The sequence below is a fragment of the Pseudomonas sp. BF-B-26 genome (assembly GCF_019956495.1).
Taxonomy (GTDB): domain Bacteria; phylum Pseudomonadota; class Gammaproteobacteria; order Pseudomonadales; family Pseudomonadaceae; genus Aquipseudomonas.
Genome location: NZ_JAHBDP010000113.1, coordinates 112,689 through 127,820 on the forward strand (window position 1 = coordinate 112,689; position 15,132 = coordinate 127,820).

13 protein-coding genes are annotated in these 15,132 nt (G+C 61.7%); 9 read left to right on the plus strand and 4 right to left on the minus strand.

The genetic code is table 11. The annotated features are described in order from the left end of the window. Window positions 1-30 precede the first annotated feature (30 nt). Window positions 31-1,305 (plus strand): beta-ketoacyl-ACP synthase II, encoded by a 1,275-nt coding sequence (gene fabF, locus KGB03_RS25890; protein ID WP_223529852.1) that lies wholly within the window; start codon window positions 31-33, stop codon window positions 1,303-1,305. On the opposite strand, the gene KGB03_RS25895 is transcribed toward fabF, so the two are convergent. After that, complete coding sequence (locus tag KGB03_RS25895; protein WP_218537302.1) at window positions 1,302-1,859, minus strand: TetR/AcrR family transcriptional regulator; 558 nt, start codon at window positions 1,857-1,859, stop codon at window positions 1,302-1,304. The two genes, fabF and KGB03_RS25895, sit on opposite strands and share 4 nt — an antisense overlap. 176 nt (window positions 1,860-2,035) lie before the next feature. On the opposite strand from KGB03_RS25895, the gene KGB03_RS25900 reads away from it, so the two are divergent. Together KGB03_RS25900 and KGB03_RS25905 are read left to right on the plus strand one after the other, a co-directional pair. After that, window positions 2,036-2,689, plus strand: coding sequence for a GntR family transcriptional regulator (locus KGB03_RS25900; RefSeq protein ID WP_218537303.1), 654 nt, complete (start codon window positions 2,036-2,038; stop codon window positions 2,687-2,689). A 15-nt stretch (window positions 2,690-2,704) separates the two neighbouring features. Beyond that, a complete protein-coding gene (locus tag KGB03_RS25905) occupies window positions 2,705-3,556 on the plus strand; it encodes an urea carboxylase-associated family protein (protein ID WP_008148761.1) in 852 nt (283 codons plus the stop codon). 44 nt (window positions 3,557-3,600) lie between these two features. On the opposite strand, the gene KGB03_RS25910 is transcribed toward KGB03_RS25905, so the two are convergent. Then, the gene (locus KGB03_RS25910) at window positions 3,601-3,768 is read right to left on the minus strand and encodes a DUF2897 family protein (protein ID WP_111450692.1); all 168 of its coding nucleotides are present in this window, start codon (window positions 3,766-3,768) and stop codon (window positions 3,601-3,603) included. Window positions 3,769-3,892: 124 nt separating this feature from the next. Further along, window positions 3,893-5,257, minus strand: a complete 1,365-nt coding sequence (eat, locus tag KGB03_RS25915; protein WP_008148767.1) for an ethanolamine permease — start codon at window positions 5,255-5,257, stop codon at window positions 3,893-3,895. A 414-nt stretch (window positions 5,258-5,671) separates the two neighbouring features. Here eat and kdpF point away from each other — a divergent pair, with 414 nt between their 5' ends. From kdpF to KGB03_RS25945, 6 genes are all read left to right on the plus strand, one after another. Beyond that, window positions 5,672-5,761, plus strand: a complete 90-nt coding sequence (kdpF, locus tag KGB03_RS25920) for a K(+)-transporting ATPase subunit F (RefSeq protein ID WP_007899818.1) — start codon at window positions 5,672-5,674, stop codon at window positions 5,759-5,761. Between the two features lie 8 nt (window positions 5,762-5,769). Continuing rightward, window positions 5,770-7,464 carry a potassium-transporting ATPase subunit KdpA gene (gene kdpA, locus KGB03_RS25925; protein ID WP_223529859.1) on the plus strand — a complete coding sequence of 565 codons (1,695 nt, stop codon included), beginning with the start codon at window positions 5,770-5,772 and terminating at the stop codon, window positions 7,462-7,464. 10 nt (window positions 7,465-7,474) lie between these two features. Beyond that, entirely contained in the window at window positions 7,475-9,532 is a 2,058-nt protein-coding gene (kdpB, locus tag KGB03_RS25930) for a potassium-transporting ATPase subunit KdpB (protein WP_223529867.1), read from the plus strand. Between the two features lie 138 nt (window positions 9,533-9,670). Further along, window positions 9,671-10,216 (plus strand): potassium-transporting ATPase subunit KdpC, encoded by a 546-nt coding sequence (kdpC, locus tag KGB03_RS25935; RefSeq protein WP_223529869.1) that lies wholly within the window; start codon window positions 9,671-9,673, stop codon window positions 10,214-10,216. 130 nt (window positions 10,217-10,346) lie between these two features. Next, window positions 10,347-12,992: a sensor histidine kinase gene (locus KGB03_RS25940; RefSeq protein WP_218537308.1), complete on the plus strand. Its 2,646-nt coding sequence runs from the start codon at window positions 10,347-10,349 to the stop codon at window positions 12,990-12,992. Window positions 12,993-13,060: 68 nt separating this feature from the next. After that, window positions 13,061-13,759, plus strand: a complete 699-nt coding sequence (locus KGB03_RS25945; RefSeq protein WP_111450683.1) for a response regulator — start codon at window positions 13,061-13,063, stop codon at window positions 13,757-13,759. Between the two features lie 133 nt (window positions 13,760-13,892). On the opposite strand, the gene KGB03_RS25950 is transcribed toward KGB03_RS25945, so the two are convergent. Then, on the minus strand, window positions 13,893-14,933 hold the full coding sequence (locus tag KGB03_RS25950; RefSeq protein ID WP_218537310.1) for a patatin-like phospholipase family protein: 1,041 nt from the start codon (window positions 14,931-14,933) through the stop codon (window positions 13,893-13,895). Window positions 14,934-15,132: the final 199 nt, after the last annotated feature.

The window sequence follows — 15,132 nt, forward strand, 5'->3', positions numbered from 1 at the left end:
CGTCATGAATCGGCTTGAGGTATTTGCGGTATGAGTGATCGTCGAATAGTGGTAACGGGCATGGGTTTGGTGTCGCCATTGGGTTCTGGCGTCGAAGCCGTCTGGTCGCGTCTGTTGGCTGGACGTTCCGGGTTGCGCAATTTACCGGATGAGGTGGTGGCCGATTTGCCGGCCAAGGTCGGGGGGGCAGTGCCGACGCTGGCTGATGATCCCGAGGCGGGTTTTGACCCGGACCGGGCGACGGCGCCCAAAGAGCAGAAGAAGATGGACCGCTTCATTCTGTTCGCCATGGAAGCTGCGCGTCAGGCGCTGGAGCAGGCCGGTTGGCAAGCGGCGGACGCCAATGCCCAGGAGCGTACGGCAACCATTATCGGCTCCGGCGTGGGTGGTTTCGGGGCGATAGCGGATGCGGTGCGCACCACGGACAGTCGTGGGCCGCGACGCCTGTCGCCGTTCACCATTCCTTCATTCCTGGTCAACCTCGCCGCGGGTCATGTGTCGATCCAGCACGGTTTCAAGGGCCCATTGGGTGCGCCGGTGACCGCTTGCGCGGCCGGGGTGCAGGCGATTGGTGATGCGGCGCGGTTGATTCGTTGTGGCGAGGCAGACATTGCGGTATGTGGCGGCGCGGAAGCGGCGATCGATCGCGTCAGTCTCGCCGGGTTTGCCGCTGCTCGCGCGTTGTCCAGCGGTTTCAACGACACCCCGGAACGTGCCTCGCGGCCGTTCGACAGTGACCGCGATGGCTTCGTCATGGGGGAGGGCGCTGGCCTTCTGGTGATCGAATCCCTGGAACATGCCCTGGCTCGTGGTGCTCAACCGTTGGCGGAGCTGGTCGGTTACGGCACCAGTGCAGATGCCTATCACCTGACGGCAGGTCCCGAGGATGGCAGCGGTGCACAACGGGCGATGTCGCTGGCATTGGCCCAGGCAGGCATTTCGCCGGCACAGGTGCAGCATCTCAATGCTCACGCAACCTCGACCCCGGTCGGGGACTTGGGAGAGTTGGCGGCCATCAAGGCGTTGTTCGGCGCGGATAACAAAATCGCCGTGACATCGACCAAATCGGCCACCGGACATTTGCTCGGTGCCGCGGGCGGTATCGAGGCGATCTTCACGCTGTTGGCAATTCGCGATCAGGTCGTGCCGGCCACCCTCAACTTCGACAACCCGGACCCCGCCGCCCAAGGCGTGGACATCGTCCACGGCCAGGCGCGGCCGATGGCTATCGAATACGCGCTGTCCAACGGCTTCGGGTTTGGTGGGGTGAATGCCAGCGTGCTGTTCAAGCGCTGGGAGGGCTAGTCCCGGGGTTGTTTGAGATAGGCGCGAGTCACGTCGAGAATCCGCTGAGCCAGCTCGGGATTCTCGACACTGCGTGACAGCAGTAAAGCCCCGACCAGCGTCGACATGATGACGATGCTTTGGTCGGCGGCGTCCTCGTCTTCAAGCGTGCCTTGCACTTGTTCAAGCCGTGCGTTGAGCACCACGTCAGTGGTCGGGCTTTGCTGCCCCCGCAGGCCGAGTTCCGATGACATGGTCGGCAACGGGCAACCCTCATCGGGTGAAGTCTGGTGCCATTCGGACAAATAGGCGTCGATGAACGCTTCCAGCGGACGATCCTGGGCGAAGAGCTCGGCGCAAATCATATCGACCTGCTCGCCCGCGGCTTGCAAAGCCTTTTCCACCAGTTCGTCCTTGGACTTGAAATGCGAGTAGAAACCACCGTGAGTCAGGCCCAGTGCTTTCATCAGCGGTTGCAGACCTGTCGCGCCAATGCCATCGCGGCGAAAGCGCGCTGACGCTTCCTTGATGATGCGTTGGTGGGTCTGGGCTTTATGGTCCTGCGAGTAGCGCATCGGGTATCTCCGCAACAATGCGCCATATTAACCAATGAAAATTGTATGGTGTTTGTACTTCTACTTCTAAAAAGCATGCAGATGAGTCCAACTCCGTCCTGCTGTCTTGAGCGAACTGGCACGAATAGTGATTACTCATTGACAGACGATTGTTGAACAATCACGAGGCAATGAGTATGAACAGCGGACTGTCCCTGGCTGACCAGATCACCCTTGAGTTGCGCGCTGACATCATTGGCGGCCGTTTGCTGCCGGGCATGGCGTTGGTGGAAAACGATCTGGTGTCCGCCTACAACGCCTCCCGCAATACCATTCGCGAAGCGCTGCATCGCCTGGGGCAGGAAGGTCTGACCCGTTATGTGCGTAACAAGGGCGTGATGGTGCGCAGGCTGGGCGTCGAGGACGTGCGAGATCTGTTCAAGGTCAGGCGCACTCTGGAGTTGCAGGCCATCAGCGCGAGTCAGCCGCTGCGCGACTATCAATCCGACCGGATGCTCGAAGCCCTGGAAGCCACCGAGCTTGCCCGGGAGCGCGAAGACTGGCGCGCCGTCGGCACCCACAGCCTGGCCTTTCATCAACACATCGTCGGATTGCTGCGCAGTCCGTTGTTCGACGAGTTCTTCACCAACGTCGTCGCGCAATTGCGCCTGGTGTTCTGCACCGCCCCCGATGAGTCACGTTTTCAGGCGCCCTGGCTGGCGCGTGACCGGCAGATCCATGAGTTGTTGGCCGAGGGCGACAAACCCGCGGCCGAGGATGCCATGAGCCTGTATCTCGACGATTCCGAACACCTCCTGTTGCAGATGCTTACCCGTTCTTCCCATCACTGATCGAGGATTCGTGCCATGTACAAAGACTATCCGGCGGCCTATCAAGTCAGCAAAGGTTCCGCCTTGCAGGTGGACAAAGCCTTCTACGAACGGATCCGCGACAAGAAGGACGGGCGCACGCTGATCGAAGAGTTCGAGGTGCCGATCCGTACCGGTCGCGCCTGGAAAGTGCCGGCCGGGCATGTGTTCCGGGTGACCACGCCTGTTGGCCCGCAAGTCGGGGATTTCAACGTCTGGAATGCCAACGATCCACGGGAGCGTTTGTGGGCGGCGCGGACCCGGCAGTTACAGGGCGCACACGTCAGCACCCATGACCGGCTCTGGTCGAACCTGCCTTTTCTGCGGCCGCTGGTGACCATCACCGATGACAGCCTGGCCGGTTACGGCATCGACGAACATGGCGGTCGTTTGCACGATTTGCTGGGCACCCGCTGCGATCCTTATGTGAACAAAATGCTCACCGGCGAAGACTTCCACCATCACTGCCACTCGAACCTGACCCGCGCGGTGCTGCCTCATGGCCTGACCGAGTTCGACGTGCATGACGTGCTGAACATTTTCCAGTGCACGGGCCTGAATCACGACGACATGTACTTCATGAAAGCCTGTCCGGCACAGAAGGGCGATTACCTGGAGTTTTTTGCCGAAATCGATCTGCTGTGTGCGCTCTCGACCTGCCCGGGCGGTGATCTGTCGCTGGCCATGTGGGGGCCGGATGCGCAGGACCCACTAAGCGTGTGTCGCCCGCTCGGGGTGGAGATTTATCGGTTGGAGGATTCGTTGCTTGAGGGCTGGAGCCAGCCGGAACGGGCTGCATACAAAGGGCTGCATGGCCTGCACATCGCCAAGGCCGATTGGGAAAAGTAGAAACGCAAAACCCTGTCATTCAATGTGAATGACAGGGTTTTGTTTTAGCGGTCCTGCGCATCCTTGGCATCCGCTTGCGCGTTGCGTTCAGCGACGCGTTTGCGTTGCTCCTCGGTCAGTTCGACCTTGTTGGCGGTGTCACGCAGCATCATCAAACCACCAACGATCGAGCCAATTGCAACGATCAGAATCAACCAGGCATACCAGGGCATAGGGCTCTCCTTGAGGGCAGGCCGATTGGCGGATTTCGCCAATCGATCGTGCATACCACTTTGAGCGATTAATTTTCGCAGTGGTTCCATTCTATGCCTGTTCTGACAGCCGCACTTCGCCTGTTTAGAGCCCTGTCAGCATCGCGTCTGCCGGCGCATCGGCACGCAATTGCGCCGTGAGCATGAAGTACACGAAACCCGCTGCCATGAAGCCCAGGAAGATCAACCCGATCAGTGTGTTGAACCAGGCCATCGCCACCAGGCAGACCACTGCGAGTACCAGCGCAATGAGCGGCACCAGCGGATAGCACGGCGCGCGAAAGGTGCGCTCCAGATTCGGTTCGGTTTTGCGCAGTTTGAACAGGCTGAGCATGCTCATGATGTACATCACGATCGCCCCGAAGACCGCCATCGTGATCATCGCCGCCGTCAGCGTCATGCCGCCCAGGTTGATCAAACCATCGCTATAAATCGCGGCAATGCCGATCACGCCACCGGCGATGATTGCCCGGTGCGGGGTCTGAAAGCGTGACAACTTGGCCAGGGACACCGGCAGATAACCGGCCCGGGCGAGGGCGAAGAACTGCCGCGAGTAGCCGAGGATGATCCCGTGGAAACTCGCCACCAGGCCGAACAGGCCGATCCACACCAGCATGTGCAACCAGCCCGAGCTTTCGCCAACCACGGTTTTCATCGCTTGCGGCAGCGGGTCGTTGATGTTCGACAAGGTGCGCCAGTCACCGACGCCGCCGGCAAAGAACATCACGCCCATCGCCAGTAATACCAACGTCAGAATGCCGCTGATGTAGGCCTTCGGAATCGTGCGTTTGGGATCCTTGGCTTCTTCGGCGGCCATGGCGGCGCCTTCGATGGCCAGGAAGAACCAGATGGCAAACGGAATCGCCGCGAACATCCCGGCAATCGCCGGCGCACCGAATACATCGGAGCCGGCCCAGCCGTTCAGCGCGAAGTTACTGAAGCTGAACGCCGGGGCGACCACGCCCATGAACACCAGCAGTTCGGCTACTGCGAGAACGCAGACCACCAGTTCGAAGGTTGCGGCCAGTTTCACCCCGAGGATGTTCAGGCCCATGAACACAATGTAGGCACCGACCGCTGCGTGTTTCGGATCAAGCGCTGGAAACTGCACGTTCAGATACGCACCGATCGCCAGCGCGATGGCCGGCGGGGCGAAGACAAATTCAATCAGTGTCGCCAGCCCAGCGATCAATCCGCCTTTCTCGCCAAAGGCGCGGCGGCTGTAGGCAAAGGGACCGCCAGCGTGAGGGATCGCGGTGGTCAGCTCGGTGAAACTGAAAATAAAGCAGGTGTACATCGTGGCGACCATGAAGGACGTCACCAGAAAACCGAGTGTGCCTGCCACGCCCCAACCATAACTCCAGCCGAAGTATTCACCGGAAATCACCAGCCCGACCGCAATGCCCCACAAGTGCAACGTGCCCAGCGTGGGTTTGAGTTGTGTGTTCATGCGTTGCTCCCTGAACGGTTTGGAAAGCTCGGGGGAGGGCGTTTGCAGTGGGCGTGCCATTTTGTATTTGTGCGTCGTAAAGCGCCGAAAGCTGTCGTATCGGGGATGTTCGGTGCTGGATGTCAGTGTCTTGTGCGCCAGTTGGGAGCGTTGTTGGCCGTAATGCCGCCTTCGCGAGCAAGCCCGCTCCCACAGTTGATCTCCAACGAACAAAGAGTTTGTGTTCGACGCCGATCAACTGTGGGAGCGGGCTTGCTCGCGAAGAGGCTCGTCCGGTCACCGTGTAACGCCGGCATAAACCCACTCTTTACGCTTTCTTTATGCCCAGCCAACACCCTCGCTCTCGTTCCTTTACAGCCTCCCTACCGACAATGACTCCACACGCGGCAATACGCCGTAACACGGAGAACTTCCATGAGCGTTCTGGACGGGGTGTCACTGCTACTGGCAGTGGGGCTGTTCATTTATCTGTTGGTTGCGCTGTTGCGCGCGGACCGGAACTAGGAGCGGCTATGCACAGTTATGACTATTGGCTGATCCTCGCCTTTTTCGCCCTGGTGCTGATACCGGCACCGTTTCTGGGGCGCTTCTACTACAAGGTGATGGAAGGTCAGCGCACCTGGCTTTCGCCGATTCTCGGGCCGGTGGAGCGCGGGTGTTATCGGGTGGCCGGCGTTGATCCGCAGGCCGAACAGAGCTGGCAGAAATACACCCTGGCTTTGCTCGCCTTCAACCTCGCGGGCTTTTTGCTGTTGTTCGCGATCCTGTTGTTTCAGGATCACTTGCCGCTGAATCCGCAAAACCTGCCGGGCCAGGAGTGGACGCAAGCGTTCAATACTGCCGTCAGCTTCATGACCAACACCAACTGGCAGTCCTACAGCGGCGAAGCGACCCTGAGCTACCTGAGTCAGATGGTCGGCCTCACCGTGCAGAACTTCGTCAGCGCCGCCACCGGCCTCGCCGTGTTGGTAGCCCTGTGTCGCGGCATCGGTCGCAAGTCGAGCAAGACCCTCGGCAACTTTTGGGTCGACATGACCCGCGCCACCCTCTACGGCTTGCTGCCGCTGTGCCTGCTGCTGGCACTGTATCTGGTCTGGCAGGGCGTGCCGCAAACCTTCGCTCAGTACGTGAATGCGGTGACGATGCAAGGCGTCGATCAGGTGATCCCGCTGGGCCCGGCCGCCAGCCAGATTGCGATCAAGCAACTTGGCACCAACGGTGGTGGCTTCTTCGGCGTCAACTCGGCGCACCCGTTCGAGAACCCGACGGCGTGGAGCAACCTGTTTGAAGTCGGCTCGATCATTCTGATTCCGGTGGCGCTGGTGTTCACCTTCGGCCACTACGTGAAAGACCTGCGTCAGAGCCGCGCGATCATCGCCTGCATGCTGGCGCTGTTCCTGATCGGCGGCGCGACATCGCTGTGGGCTGAATACCAGCCGAACCCGACCCTGAACAATGTCGCCGTCGAACAGACCGCGCCGCTGGAAGGCAAGGAAGCACGCTTCGGCACCACCGCCACCGTGCTGTGGTCGGTGACGACCACCGCGGCGTCCAACGGTTCGGTCAACGGCATGCACGACAGCCTCAACCCGCTGACCGGCATGGTCGCGCTGGTCAACATGATGGTCGGCGAAGTGATCTTCGGCGGCGTCGGTGCCGGGCTCTACGGCATGTTGCTGAACGTGTTGATCGCGGTGTTCCTCGCCGGCCTGATGATCGGTCGCACGCCGGAATACCTCGGCAAGAAACTGCAGGCGAAGGAAGTCCAGTTGCTGGTCGTGACCTTGCTGGTGATGCCGGTCGGTGTGCTGGTACTCGGCGCGATTGCCGCGAGCTTGCCCGGCCCGGTTGCGGCGGTGAGTAACCCCGGTGCCCACGGCTTCAGCCAGTTGTTATACGCCTACACCTCGGCCAGCGCCAACAACGGCTCGGCGTTTGGCGGCTTCGGTGCCAACACCGCGTTCCACAACCTGATGCTCGGCCTGGGCATGTTGATCGGTCGCTTCGGTTACATCCTCCCGGTACTGGCGTTGGCCGGCAGCCTGGCGATGAAGAAAAGCGCACCGATCGGCCAAAACAGCTTCCCGACCCATGGCCCGCTGTTCGTGACCTTGCTGACCGTGACCATTTTGCTGGTGGGCGGCCTGACCTTTCTGCCGACCCTGGCGCTGGGCCCAATCGCTGAACATCTGAGCATGGGCTTCTAAGGAGTCAATGATGAATATGCCCGCAACTAAAGCCGCCACCGTCAAGGCGCCGGAACAACCGAAAACCGCGATCTCGGCCCTCTGGCGTCCGGCGCTGGTGCAAGCCTTCGTCAAGCTTGACCCTCGGCAATTGCAACGCGCGCCGGTGATGCTGGTGGTCGAACTGACCGCGATCCTGACCACCGTGCTGTGCTTCATTCCCGACAGCGCCGTGCCGACTTTTGTCGCCGCGCAAATCGCCTTGTGGTTGTGGTTCACCGTGCTGTTCGCCAACTTCGCCGAAGCACTGGCCGAAGGTCGCGGCAAGGCCCGCGCCGACAGCCTCAAGGCCGGTAGCGAAGGTCTGAGTGCCCGGCGCAAAACCAGCAACGGCGCCTTTCAAGTCGTGCCGGCCACCAGCCTGCGCAAGGGCGATGTGGTCCGCGTTGAAGCGGGGGAAATGATCCCCGGTGACGGCGAGGTAATCGAAGGTATTGCCGCGGTCAACGAAGCGGCGATTACCGGTGAATCCGCGCCGGTGATTCGCGAATCCGGCGGCGACCGTTCGGCCGTCACCGGCAACACCCGACTGGTGTCCGACTGGCTGTTGGTGCGGATCACCGCCAACCCGGGCGAGTCGACACTGGACCGTATGATCGCCCTGGTCGAAGGCGCCAAGCGCCAGAAAACCCCGAACGAAGTGGCGCTCGACATCCTGCTGATCGGCCTGACTCTGATCTTCCTGCTGGTGGTCGTCACCCTGCAACCGTTCGCCCACTTCGCCAACGGCAGCCTGCCGCTGGTGTTCCTGGTGGCGTTATTGGTCACGCTGATTCCGACCACCATTGGCGGCCTGTTGTCGGCCATCGGGATCGCCGGGATGGACCGTCTGGTACGCCTGAACGTGATCGCCAAATCCGGGCGTGCGGTGGAAGCGGCGGGGGACGTACACGTCCTGCTGCTGGACAAGACCGGCACCATCACCTTCGGTAACCGTCGTTGCACCGCGGTGTACGCCGCGCCGGGTGTCACTGCCAAGGAACTGGCCGAGGGCGCGTTGTTTGCCTCCTTGGCCGATGACACGGCTGAAGGCAAATCCATCGTCGAGTACCTGCGCGGTCTTCACCCGCAACCCGAGCCGTCTCCCGAGGTGCTGACTGCCGTGCCGTTCAGCGCTGAAACCCGCTTGTCTGGCGTTGACTATCAGGGCCGGATCTATCGCAAAGGCGCGGTGGATTCGCTGCTGGCCTTCGTCGGCCTGAAACGCGCCGATCTGGCCGCACCGCTGTCCCGGGAAATCGATAAGATCGCCCAGAGCGGCGGCACCCCGTTGCTGGTCTGCGCCGACGGTAAATTGCTCGGTGTCATCCACCTCAAGGACGTGGTCAAACCCGGCATCCGCGAGCGTTTCGCCGAACTGCGCAAACTGGGGATTCGCACTGTCATGGTGACCGGCGACAACCCGCTGACCGCTGCAGCGATTGCCGCCGAGGCGGGCGTCGATGACGTGCTGGCTGAAGCCACACCGGAGAAAAAACTGGCGCGCATTCGCCACGAGCAGAACGACGGTCGCCTGGTTGCCATGTGCGGCGACGGCGCCAACGACGCCCCGGCCCTGGCCCAGGCGGACGTGGGCATGGCGATGAACGACGGCACGCAAGCAGCGCGCGAGGCGGCGAACATGGTCGACCTCGACAGCGATCCGACCAAGCTGCTGGACGTGGTGCAGATCGGCAAGGAATTGCTGGTGACCCGTGGTGCGCTGACGACGTTTTCCATCGCCAACGACGTGGCCAAGTACTTCGCGATTTTGCCGGCGCTGTTCGCCTCGATCTACCCGCAACTGGGTGTGCTGAACGTCATGCACCTGAGCAGTCCGCAGAGCGCGATTCTCTCGGCGATCGTGTTCAACGCCTTGATCATTGTGGTGCTGATTCCATTGGCATTGCGCGGTGTGCGCGTGCAGGCGGCGAGTGCGGCGGCGTTGCTGCGACGCAATCTGTTGATCTATGGATTGGGCGGGATTGTGGTGCCGTTTGTGGGGATCAAGGCGATCGACATGCTGTTGACGGCGTTGCATCTGGTTTGACCCTGGCGCGGTGTGCCAGCCACACCGCCTTCGCGAGCAAGCCCGCTCCCACAATTTGAAATGCATTCCCCTGTGGGAGCGGGCTTGCTCGCGAAGAACACGACACGGACCATCTGACTGAAATTCGAGGATTTTGAAATGTCCACAATGATACGCCCGGCCCTGAGCCTGCTTGTCCTGATGACCCTGATTACCGGCGTTGCCTATCCACTGGTGGTTACCGGTGTCGCCCAGGTCGCATTCCCCGATCAAGCCAACGGCAGTCTGGTCCACGACGCCGATGGCAAGGTCCGCGGCTCGTCGCTGATTGCGCAAGATTTCGTCGGTGACGCCTGGTTCCATCCACGGCCATCGGCCGGTGCATTTGCCACCGTGTCGAGCAGTGCCAGTAACCTTTCGCCGAGCAACCCGGCGTTGGCCACTCGGGTGATCGACGATGCCAACAAACTGCAGGTGTCGGGCCAGGGTCCGGTGCCATTGGCGATGGTCACCACCTCCGGCAGCGGTCTCGATCCACACTTGCCACCGGCCGCAATTGCCTATCAACTGGCGCGTGTTGCAGCGGCGCGCAATCTGCCGGTGGCGACCCTTCAACAATTGATGGATGCGCACGTCGAGCAGCCATTGGTGGGGCCGCCGGTGGTGAACGTGTTGGCGCTGAATATGGCGTTGGAAAAGCTGTAGATCTGCGGTGCGGCCATTCGCGAGCAAGCCCGCTCCCACATTGGAATGCATTCTCCTGTGGGAACGGGCTTGCTCGCGAAGACGGCCTCACAGACACCACACCAACATCTGATTAAAGAGATCCCCAAGCATGAGTGACTCCGGCCGCGCCGACGCGCTGTTAGCAGACCTGCCCCGCGACGGCCGTGGCCGGCTCAAGGTTTTTCTCGGCGCCGCACCCGGTGTCGGTAAGACCTACGCCATGCTGCAAGCGGCCCACACCCAACTGCGTCAGGGCGTGAAAGTCATTGCCGGCGTGGTCGAAACCCACGGTCGCGCCGAAACCGAAGCGCTGCTCGGCGGCTTGCCGCAGCAGCCGTTGGTGCGCTCGGAATACCGTGGCGTGATGCTCGAAGAAATGGACCTCGACGGCCTGCTCGCAGCCAAACCGAAACTGGTGCTGGTGGACGAACTGGCCCACAGCAACGCCCCCGGCAGTCGCCACACCAAACGCTGGCAGGACATTCAGGAACTGCTCGCGGCAGGCATCGACGTGTACACCACGGTCAACGTCCAGCATCTGGAAAGTCTTAACGACAAAGTGCGCGGCATCACCGGTGTGCAGGTCCGCGAAACCCTGCCGGACTGGGTGCTGCAAGAAGCCTACGAACTGCTGCTGATCGACCTGCCGCCGCGCGAGCTGCTCGAGCGTCTGCGCGATGGCAAGGTTTACGTGCCGGAGCAGGCGAGGGCGGCCATCGACGCTTTCTTTACCCAGACCAACCTCACAGCCCTGCGTGAACTGGCGATGCAAACCGCCGCCGCTCAGGTCGATGATGATTTGGCCCAGGGCTATCGCCAGCTCGGCCAAGCGGCGCCAGCGGTACGCGGTCGCCTGTTGGTCGGCGTCGATGGCGATGCACAGGCTGAGCGTCTGGTGCGTCACGCCAGTCGCGTCGCCCAGCGTCGGCATTTACCGTGGAGCCTGGTGCATGTGGACAACGGCAGTGTGCGTGACGAGCAGTCGCGGCTGCGCCTGCAAAGCGCCCAGCAATTGGCCGAACGCCTCGGCGGCGAAGTGGTGCTGCTGCGCGCCGGCGAGGTGGCGAAAACCCTGATCCAGCATGCCGCTGAACGCCGCGCGAGTCTGGTGTTGGTCGGTCAGTCCCGGCAGCGTTTGCGTCGACGGTTGTTCGGCGGCGGTCTGGCGTCACGGTTGCTGCGCGATGCGCGCGGGCTGGAAATCAACGTCCTCGACAGCGATCACGAACAACATCAGCCGCGCCAGCGTTCGGCGCAGGCACTGGTGTGGTTCGACTACGCGCTGGCGCTGGTGGCGACGGTGCTCGCCACCGCATTGGCCTGGGCGGTGGCAAGTGTCTTGCCGCTGCCCAATATCTCGCTGGTGTTCCTCGCCGCGGTGTTGCTGGTGGCGGTGCGCAGCAGCCTGGGCCCGGCGCTGGCTTGTGCGGCGCTGTCGTTTCTGACCTATGACTTTCTGTTCATCCCGCCGAATTTCTCGTTCGCCATCCAGCGCGAAGAAGACGTGCTGACCTTGCTGTTCTTCCTGCTGATGGCGGCGCTCACCGGTAACCTCGCGGCCCGGCAACGGCGGCAATTGCAGGCGCTGCGCGACACCCAGGAAGAGACCACGGAACTGCTCGACCTGTCGCGCAAACTCACCGCCGCCACCGACCGCCAGGCGGTGGTCAGCGCAGCGGCCCAGCACCTCGATGGCTGGAGCGATCTGCAAATCTGCCTGCTCAATCAAGACGGGCAGGGCGGCTGGAAAGTCGAAACCGGAGGCCCGTTGGAGTTTTCCGAAGCCGAGCGCGCTGCCGCCGATTGGGCCTGGCAACACGATCAACCGGCCGGCGCGGGCACCGGCACGCTGCCGTTCGGGCGTTGGTGGTGGTGGCCGTTGTCGGTGGAAGACGGGCCGCTGGCACTGCTCGGTGTGTGTGCCAAAGAGGGCCAGACCTTGAGCGGTCAGCGTCGGCGTTTGTTGACCGCGCTGAGCCAGCCGCTGGCCCAGGCGCTGGCCCGGGCGCAATTGGCCGAAGACCTGGAAGCCGCCCGGCTGCATGGCGAAACCGAGCAACTGCGCAGTGCCTTGCTGGCCTCGGTGTCCCATGATTTGCGCACGCCGTTGACCTCCATGCGCGGCAGCATCGACAGCCTGTTGGCCCTCGGTGAGGCGATCCCGCTGGAGGATCGCCGCGAACTGCTTGAAGGCACTCGCGATGAAGCCGAGCGCCTCGATCGCTACATCCAGAACCTGCTGGACATGACCCGCCTCGGGCACGGCGCCCTGAAGCTGGCGCGGGACTGGGTGTCGCCGGCCGACATCGTCGGCAGTTCGCTCAATCGTCTGCGCGCCGTGCTGGCGCCATTGCAAGTGACCACCGAAGTGCCGCCAGAGTTGCCGTTGCTGTACGTCCACGCCGCGCTGATCGAACAGGCGCTGGTCAACGTGCTGGAAAACGCCGCGCGGTTTTCACCGCCTAACGGTCGCCTGCAATTGCGCGCCGGGGCTGATGACAGCGAACTGTTTTTTTCGGTGAGCGATGAAGGTCCGGGGATTCCGCAGGAAGAACGGGCGAAGATTTTCGACATGTTCTACACCGCCGCGCGCGGTGATCGTGGCGGGCAAGGCACCGGTCTGGGGCTGGCGATCTGTCAGGGCATGGTCGGTGCTCACGGCGGGCGGATCAGCGTCGCCGATGGCATTGAAGGCCGAGGCACCTGCATCACCTTGCACCTGCCGTTGCAGGCTCAGCCAGCTTTTGAAAATTAAGAGCCGAAAGTGAAGCCTGATCGCGCTTGCGCTACTCTCTTGCCACTTCTTTGTGTTGATGTGAATTCATGAGCCAGACCGCGACCATTTTGGTCATCGACGACGAACCGCAGATCCGTAAATTCCTGCGCATCAGCCTTGTTTCCCAGGGCTACAAAGTGCTGGAAGCCGGCACCGGCACCGAAGGCCTGGCCCAGGCTGCGCTGAATAAACCGGACTTGCTGGTGCTCGACCTCGGTCTGCCGGACATGGACGGCCAGCAAGTGCTGCGCGAGTTTCGTGAGTGGTCGACGGTGCCGGTGCTGGTGCTCTCGGTGCGCGCCAGTGAAGGGCAGAAAGTCGAAGCGCTCGACAACGGCGCCAACGACTACGTGACCAAGCCGTTTGGCATTCAGGAATTTCTGGCCCGGGTTCGTGCGTTGTTGCGTCAGGCTCCGGCGGGAGAAGCTCAACAAGCGGCATTGACGTTCGGCCCGTTGACCGTGGATCTGGCGTATCGCCGGGTGTTGCTCGACAGCACCGAAGTCGCGCTGACCCGCAAGGAATACGCGGTGCTGGCGCAACTGGCGCGGCATCCGGGGCGGGTCATCACCCAGCAGCAACTGCTCAAGGATATCTGGGGGCCGACCCATACCGAGGACACTCACTATTTGCGGATTGTGGTCGGGCACCTGCGTCAGAAACTGGCGGATGATCCGACTCAGCCGCGGTTTATCGTCACCGAGGCTGGGGTCGGGTATCGGCTGTTGAGTGAAGGCAGTCTTTAGTTTTGTGTTGACTGATCTGATGCCTTCGCGAGCAAGCCCGCTCCCACATTTTGACCGAGTCCTCCTGTTGGATACGGTCAAAATGTGGGAGCGGGCTTGCTCGCGAAGAGGCCCTGAAACTCACGCGAGGACCTCAGGAATCCCGCTCATTCTCATACCGATCCAACGTATCCCGCGCAATCTCCCGCCCCAGCGCGATCAATTCCGGCGCCTTGTAAAACTCGAAAAACCGGCACACTCGCTTTGGCACGTTGATCAAAATATCCGGCGGATATCCGGCGATCTTGTACTGCGCCAATGAGGTTTGCATCACCTCGAAACTCTGGTTGATCAGGTCCAGCAAAGACGCCGGACCGACGTTGTCGATGATGAACGAGCCGGTAGCGGACTTCGGCGCGCCGGCGCGTTCAGGGGCGGCAGCCGGTTGCTGGGCTTCGGGTTCGGCGGATTCGATCCACGGGTTGATCTCGGCCGCTTCTGCCATCAACGCTTCCTTTTCCAGCAGCAGCAACTGTTCCGCCTGTTTACGGCGGAAGGGCAGTTTTGAACCGAGCGAGCTGATCAGGCTGTCGAAGCGGGTCTTGAACGCCGCCGGGCGCTGGATCACCGGCAGTTGATAGTGGCGCTGGTTGGTGGAGTTGAGGTTGACCGCGATGATCAGGTCGCAATGACTCGACACCACCGGCACGATCGGTAAAGGGTTGAGGATGCCGCCGTCCACCAGCATGCGGTTGCCCTGCATCACCGGGGTGAACAGGCTGGGAATCGCCGCCGAAGCGCGCATGGCCTGGTGCAGGCAGCCTTCCTGAAACCAGATTTCCTGTTGGTTGGTCAGGTCGGTGGCCACGGCCGTGTAGGGGATGCGCAAGTCTTCGATATTGATCTCGCCGACGATCTTGCGTATCTGCCCGAAAACCTTTTCCCCGCGAATTGCGCCCAGACGAAAACTGACGTCCACCAGACGCAAGACGTCGAGGTAATCCAGGCTTTCGATCCAGTTGCGATAATCGTTGAGTTTGCCGGCGGCATAGATCCCGCCCACCACTGCGCCCATGGAACATCCGGCGATGCAGGCGATGTCGTAGCCACGCCGTTCGATCTCTTCAATGACCCCAATATGGGCGTAGCCCCGGGCCCCACCTGAGCCCAGCACCAGTGCGACACGCTTTTTCATGAATCGCCCTCGTCTGACAAGGTTCAACAATGCACCCATCGAGGGGCAAGCTTCAATCGCTATGGTCGTTCGGCGCGGCCAGTGCGTCGTTTTTTGACACTCCAGGAAGGCGAATGGGTATTCTCGCGAGCGCTAGAGTTTCCAAGGTGGGGCCAAGGCACTTTTCACGCGCCAGACCGTCTTACCTGCATGCATGTTT

Bases quoted from the DNA above. Each gene is read 5' to 3' on its own strand.
- fabF (WP_223529852.1), top strand. From the start codon at position 31: ATGAGTGATCGTCGAATAGTGGTAACGGGCATGGGTTTGGTGTCGCCA.
- kdpC (WP_223529869.1), top strand. From the start codon at position 9,671: ATGTCCACAATGATACGCCCGGCCCTGAGCCTGCTTGTCCTGATGACC.
- kdpB (WP_223529867.1), top strand. From the start codon at position 7,475: ATGAATATGCCCGCAACTAAAGCCGCCACCGTCAAGGCGCCGGAACAA.
- kdpA (WP_223529859.1), top strand. From the start codon at position 5,770: ATGCACAGTTATGACTATTGGCTGATCCTCGCCTTTTTCGCCCTGGTG.
- KGB03_RS25900 (WP_218537303.1), top strand. From the start codon at position 2,036: ATGAACAGCGGACTGTCCCTGGCTGACCAGATCACCCTTGAGTTGCGC.
- KGB03_RS25940 (WP_218537308.1), top strand. From the start codon at position 10,347: ATGAGTGACTCCGGCCGCGCCGACGCGCTGTTAGCAGACCTGCCCCGC.
- KGB03_RS25910 (WP_111450692.1), bottom strand. From the start codon at position 3,768: ATGCCCTGGTATGCCTGGTTGATTCTGATCGTTGCAATTGGCTCGATC.
- kdpF (WP_007899818.1), top strand. From the start codon at position 5,672: ATGAGCGTTCTGGACGGGGTGTCACTGCTACTGGCAGTGGGGCTGTTC.
- eat (WP_008148767.1), bottom strand. From the start codon at position 5,257: ATGAACACACAACTCAAACCCACGCTGGGCACGTTGCACTTGTGGGGC.
- KGB03_RS25945 (WP_111450683.1), top strand. From the start codon at position 13,061: ATGAGCCAGACCGCGACCATTTTGGTCATCGACGACGAACCGCAGATC.
- KGB03_RS25950 (WP_218537310.1), bottom strand. From the start codon at position 14,933: ATGAAAAAGCGTGTCGCACTGGTGCTGGGCTCAGGTGGGGCCCGGGGC.
- KGB03_RS25905 (WP_008148761.1), top strand. From the start codon at position 2,705: ATGTACAAAGACTATCCGGCGGCCTATCAAGTCAGCAAAGGTTCCGCC.
- KGB03_RS25895 (WP_218537302.1), bottom strand. From the start codon at position 1,859: ATGCGCTACTCGCAGGACCATAAAGCCCAGACCCACCAACGCATCATC.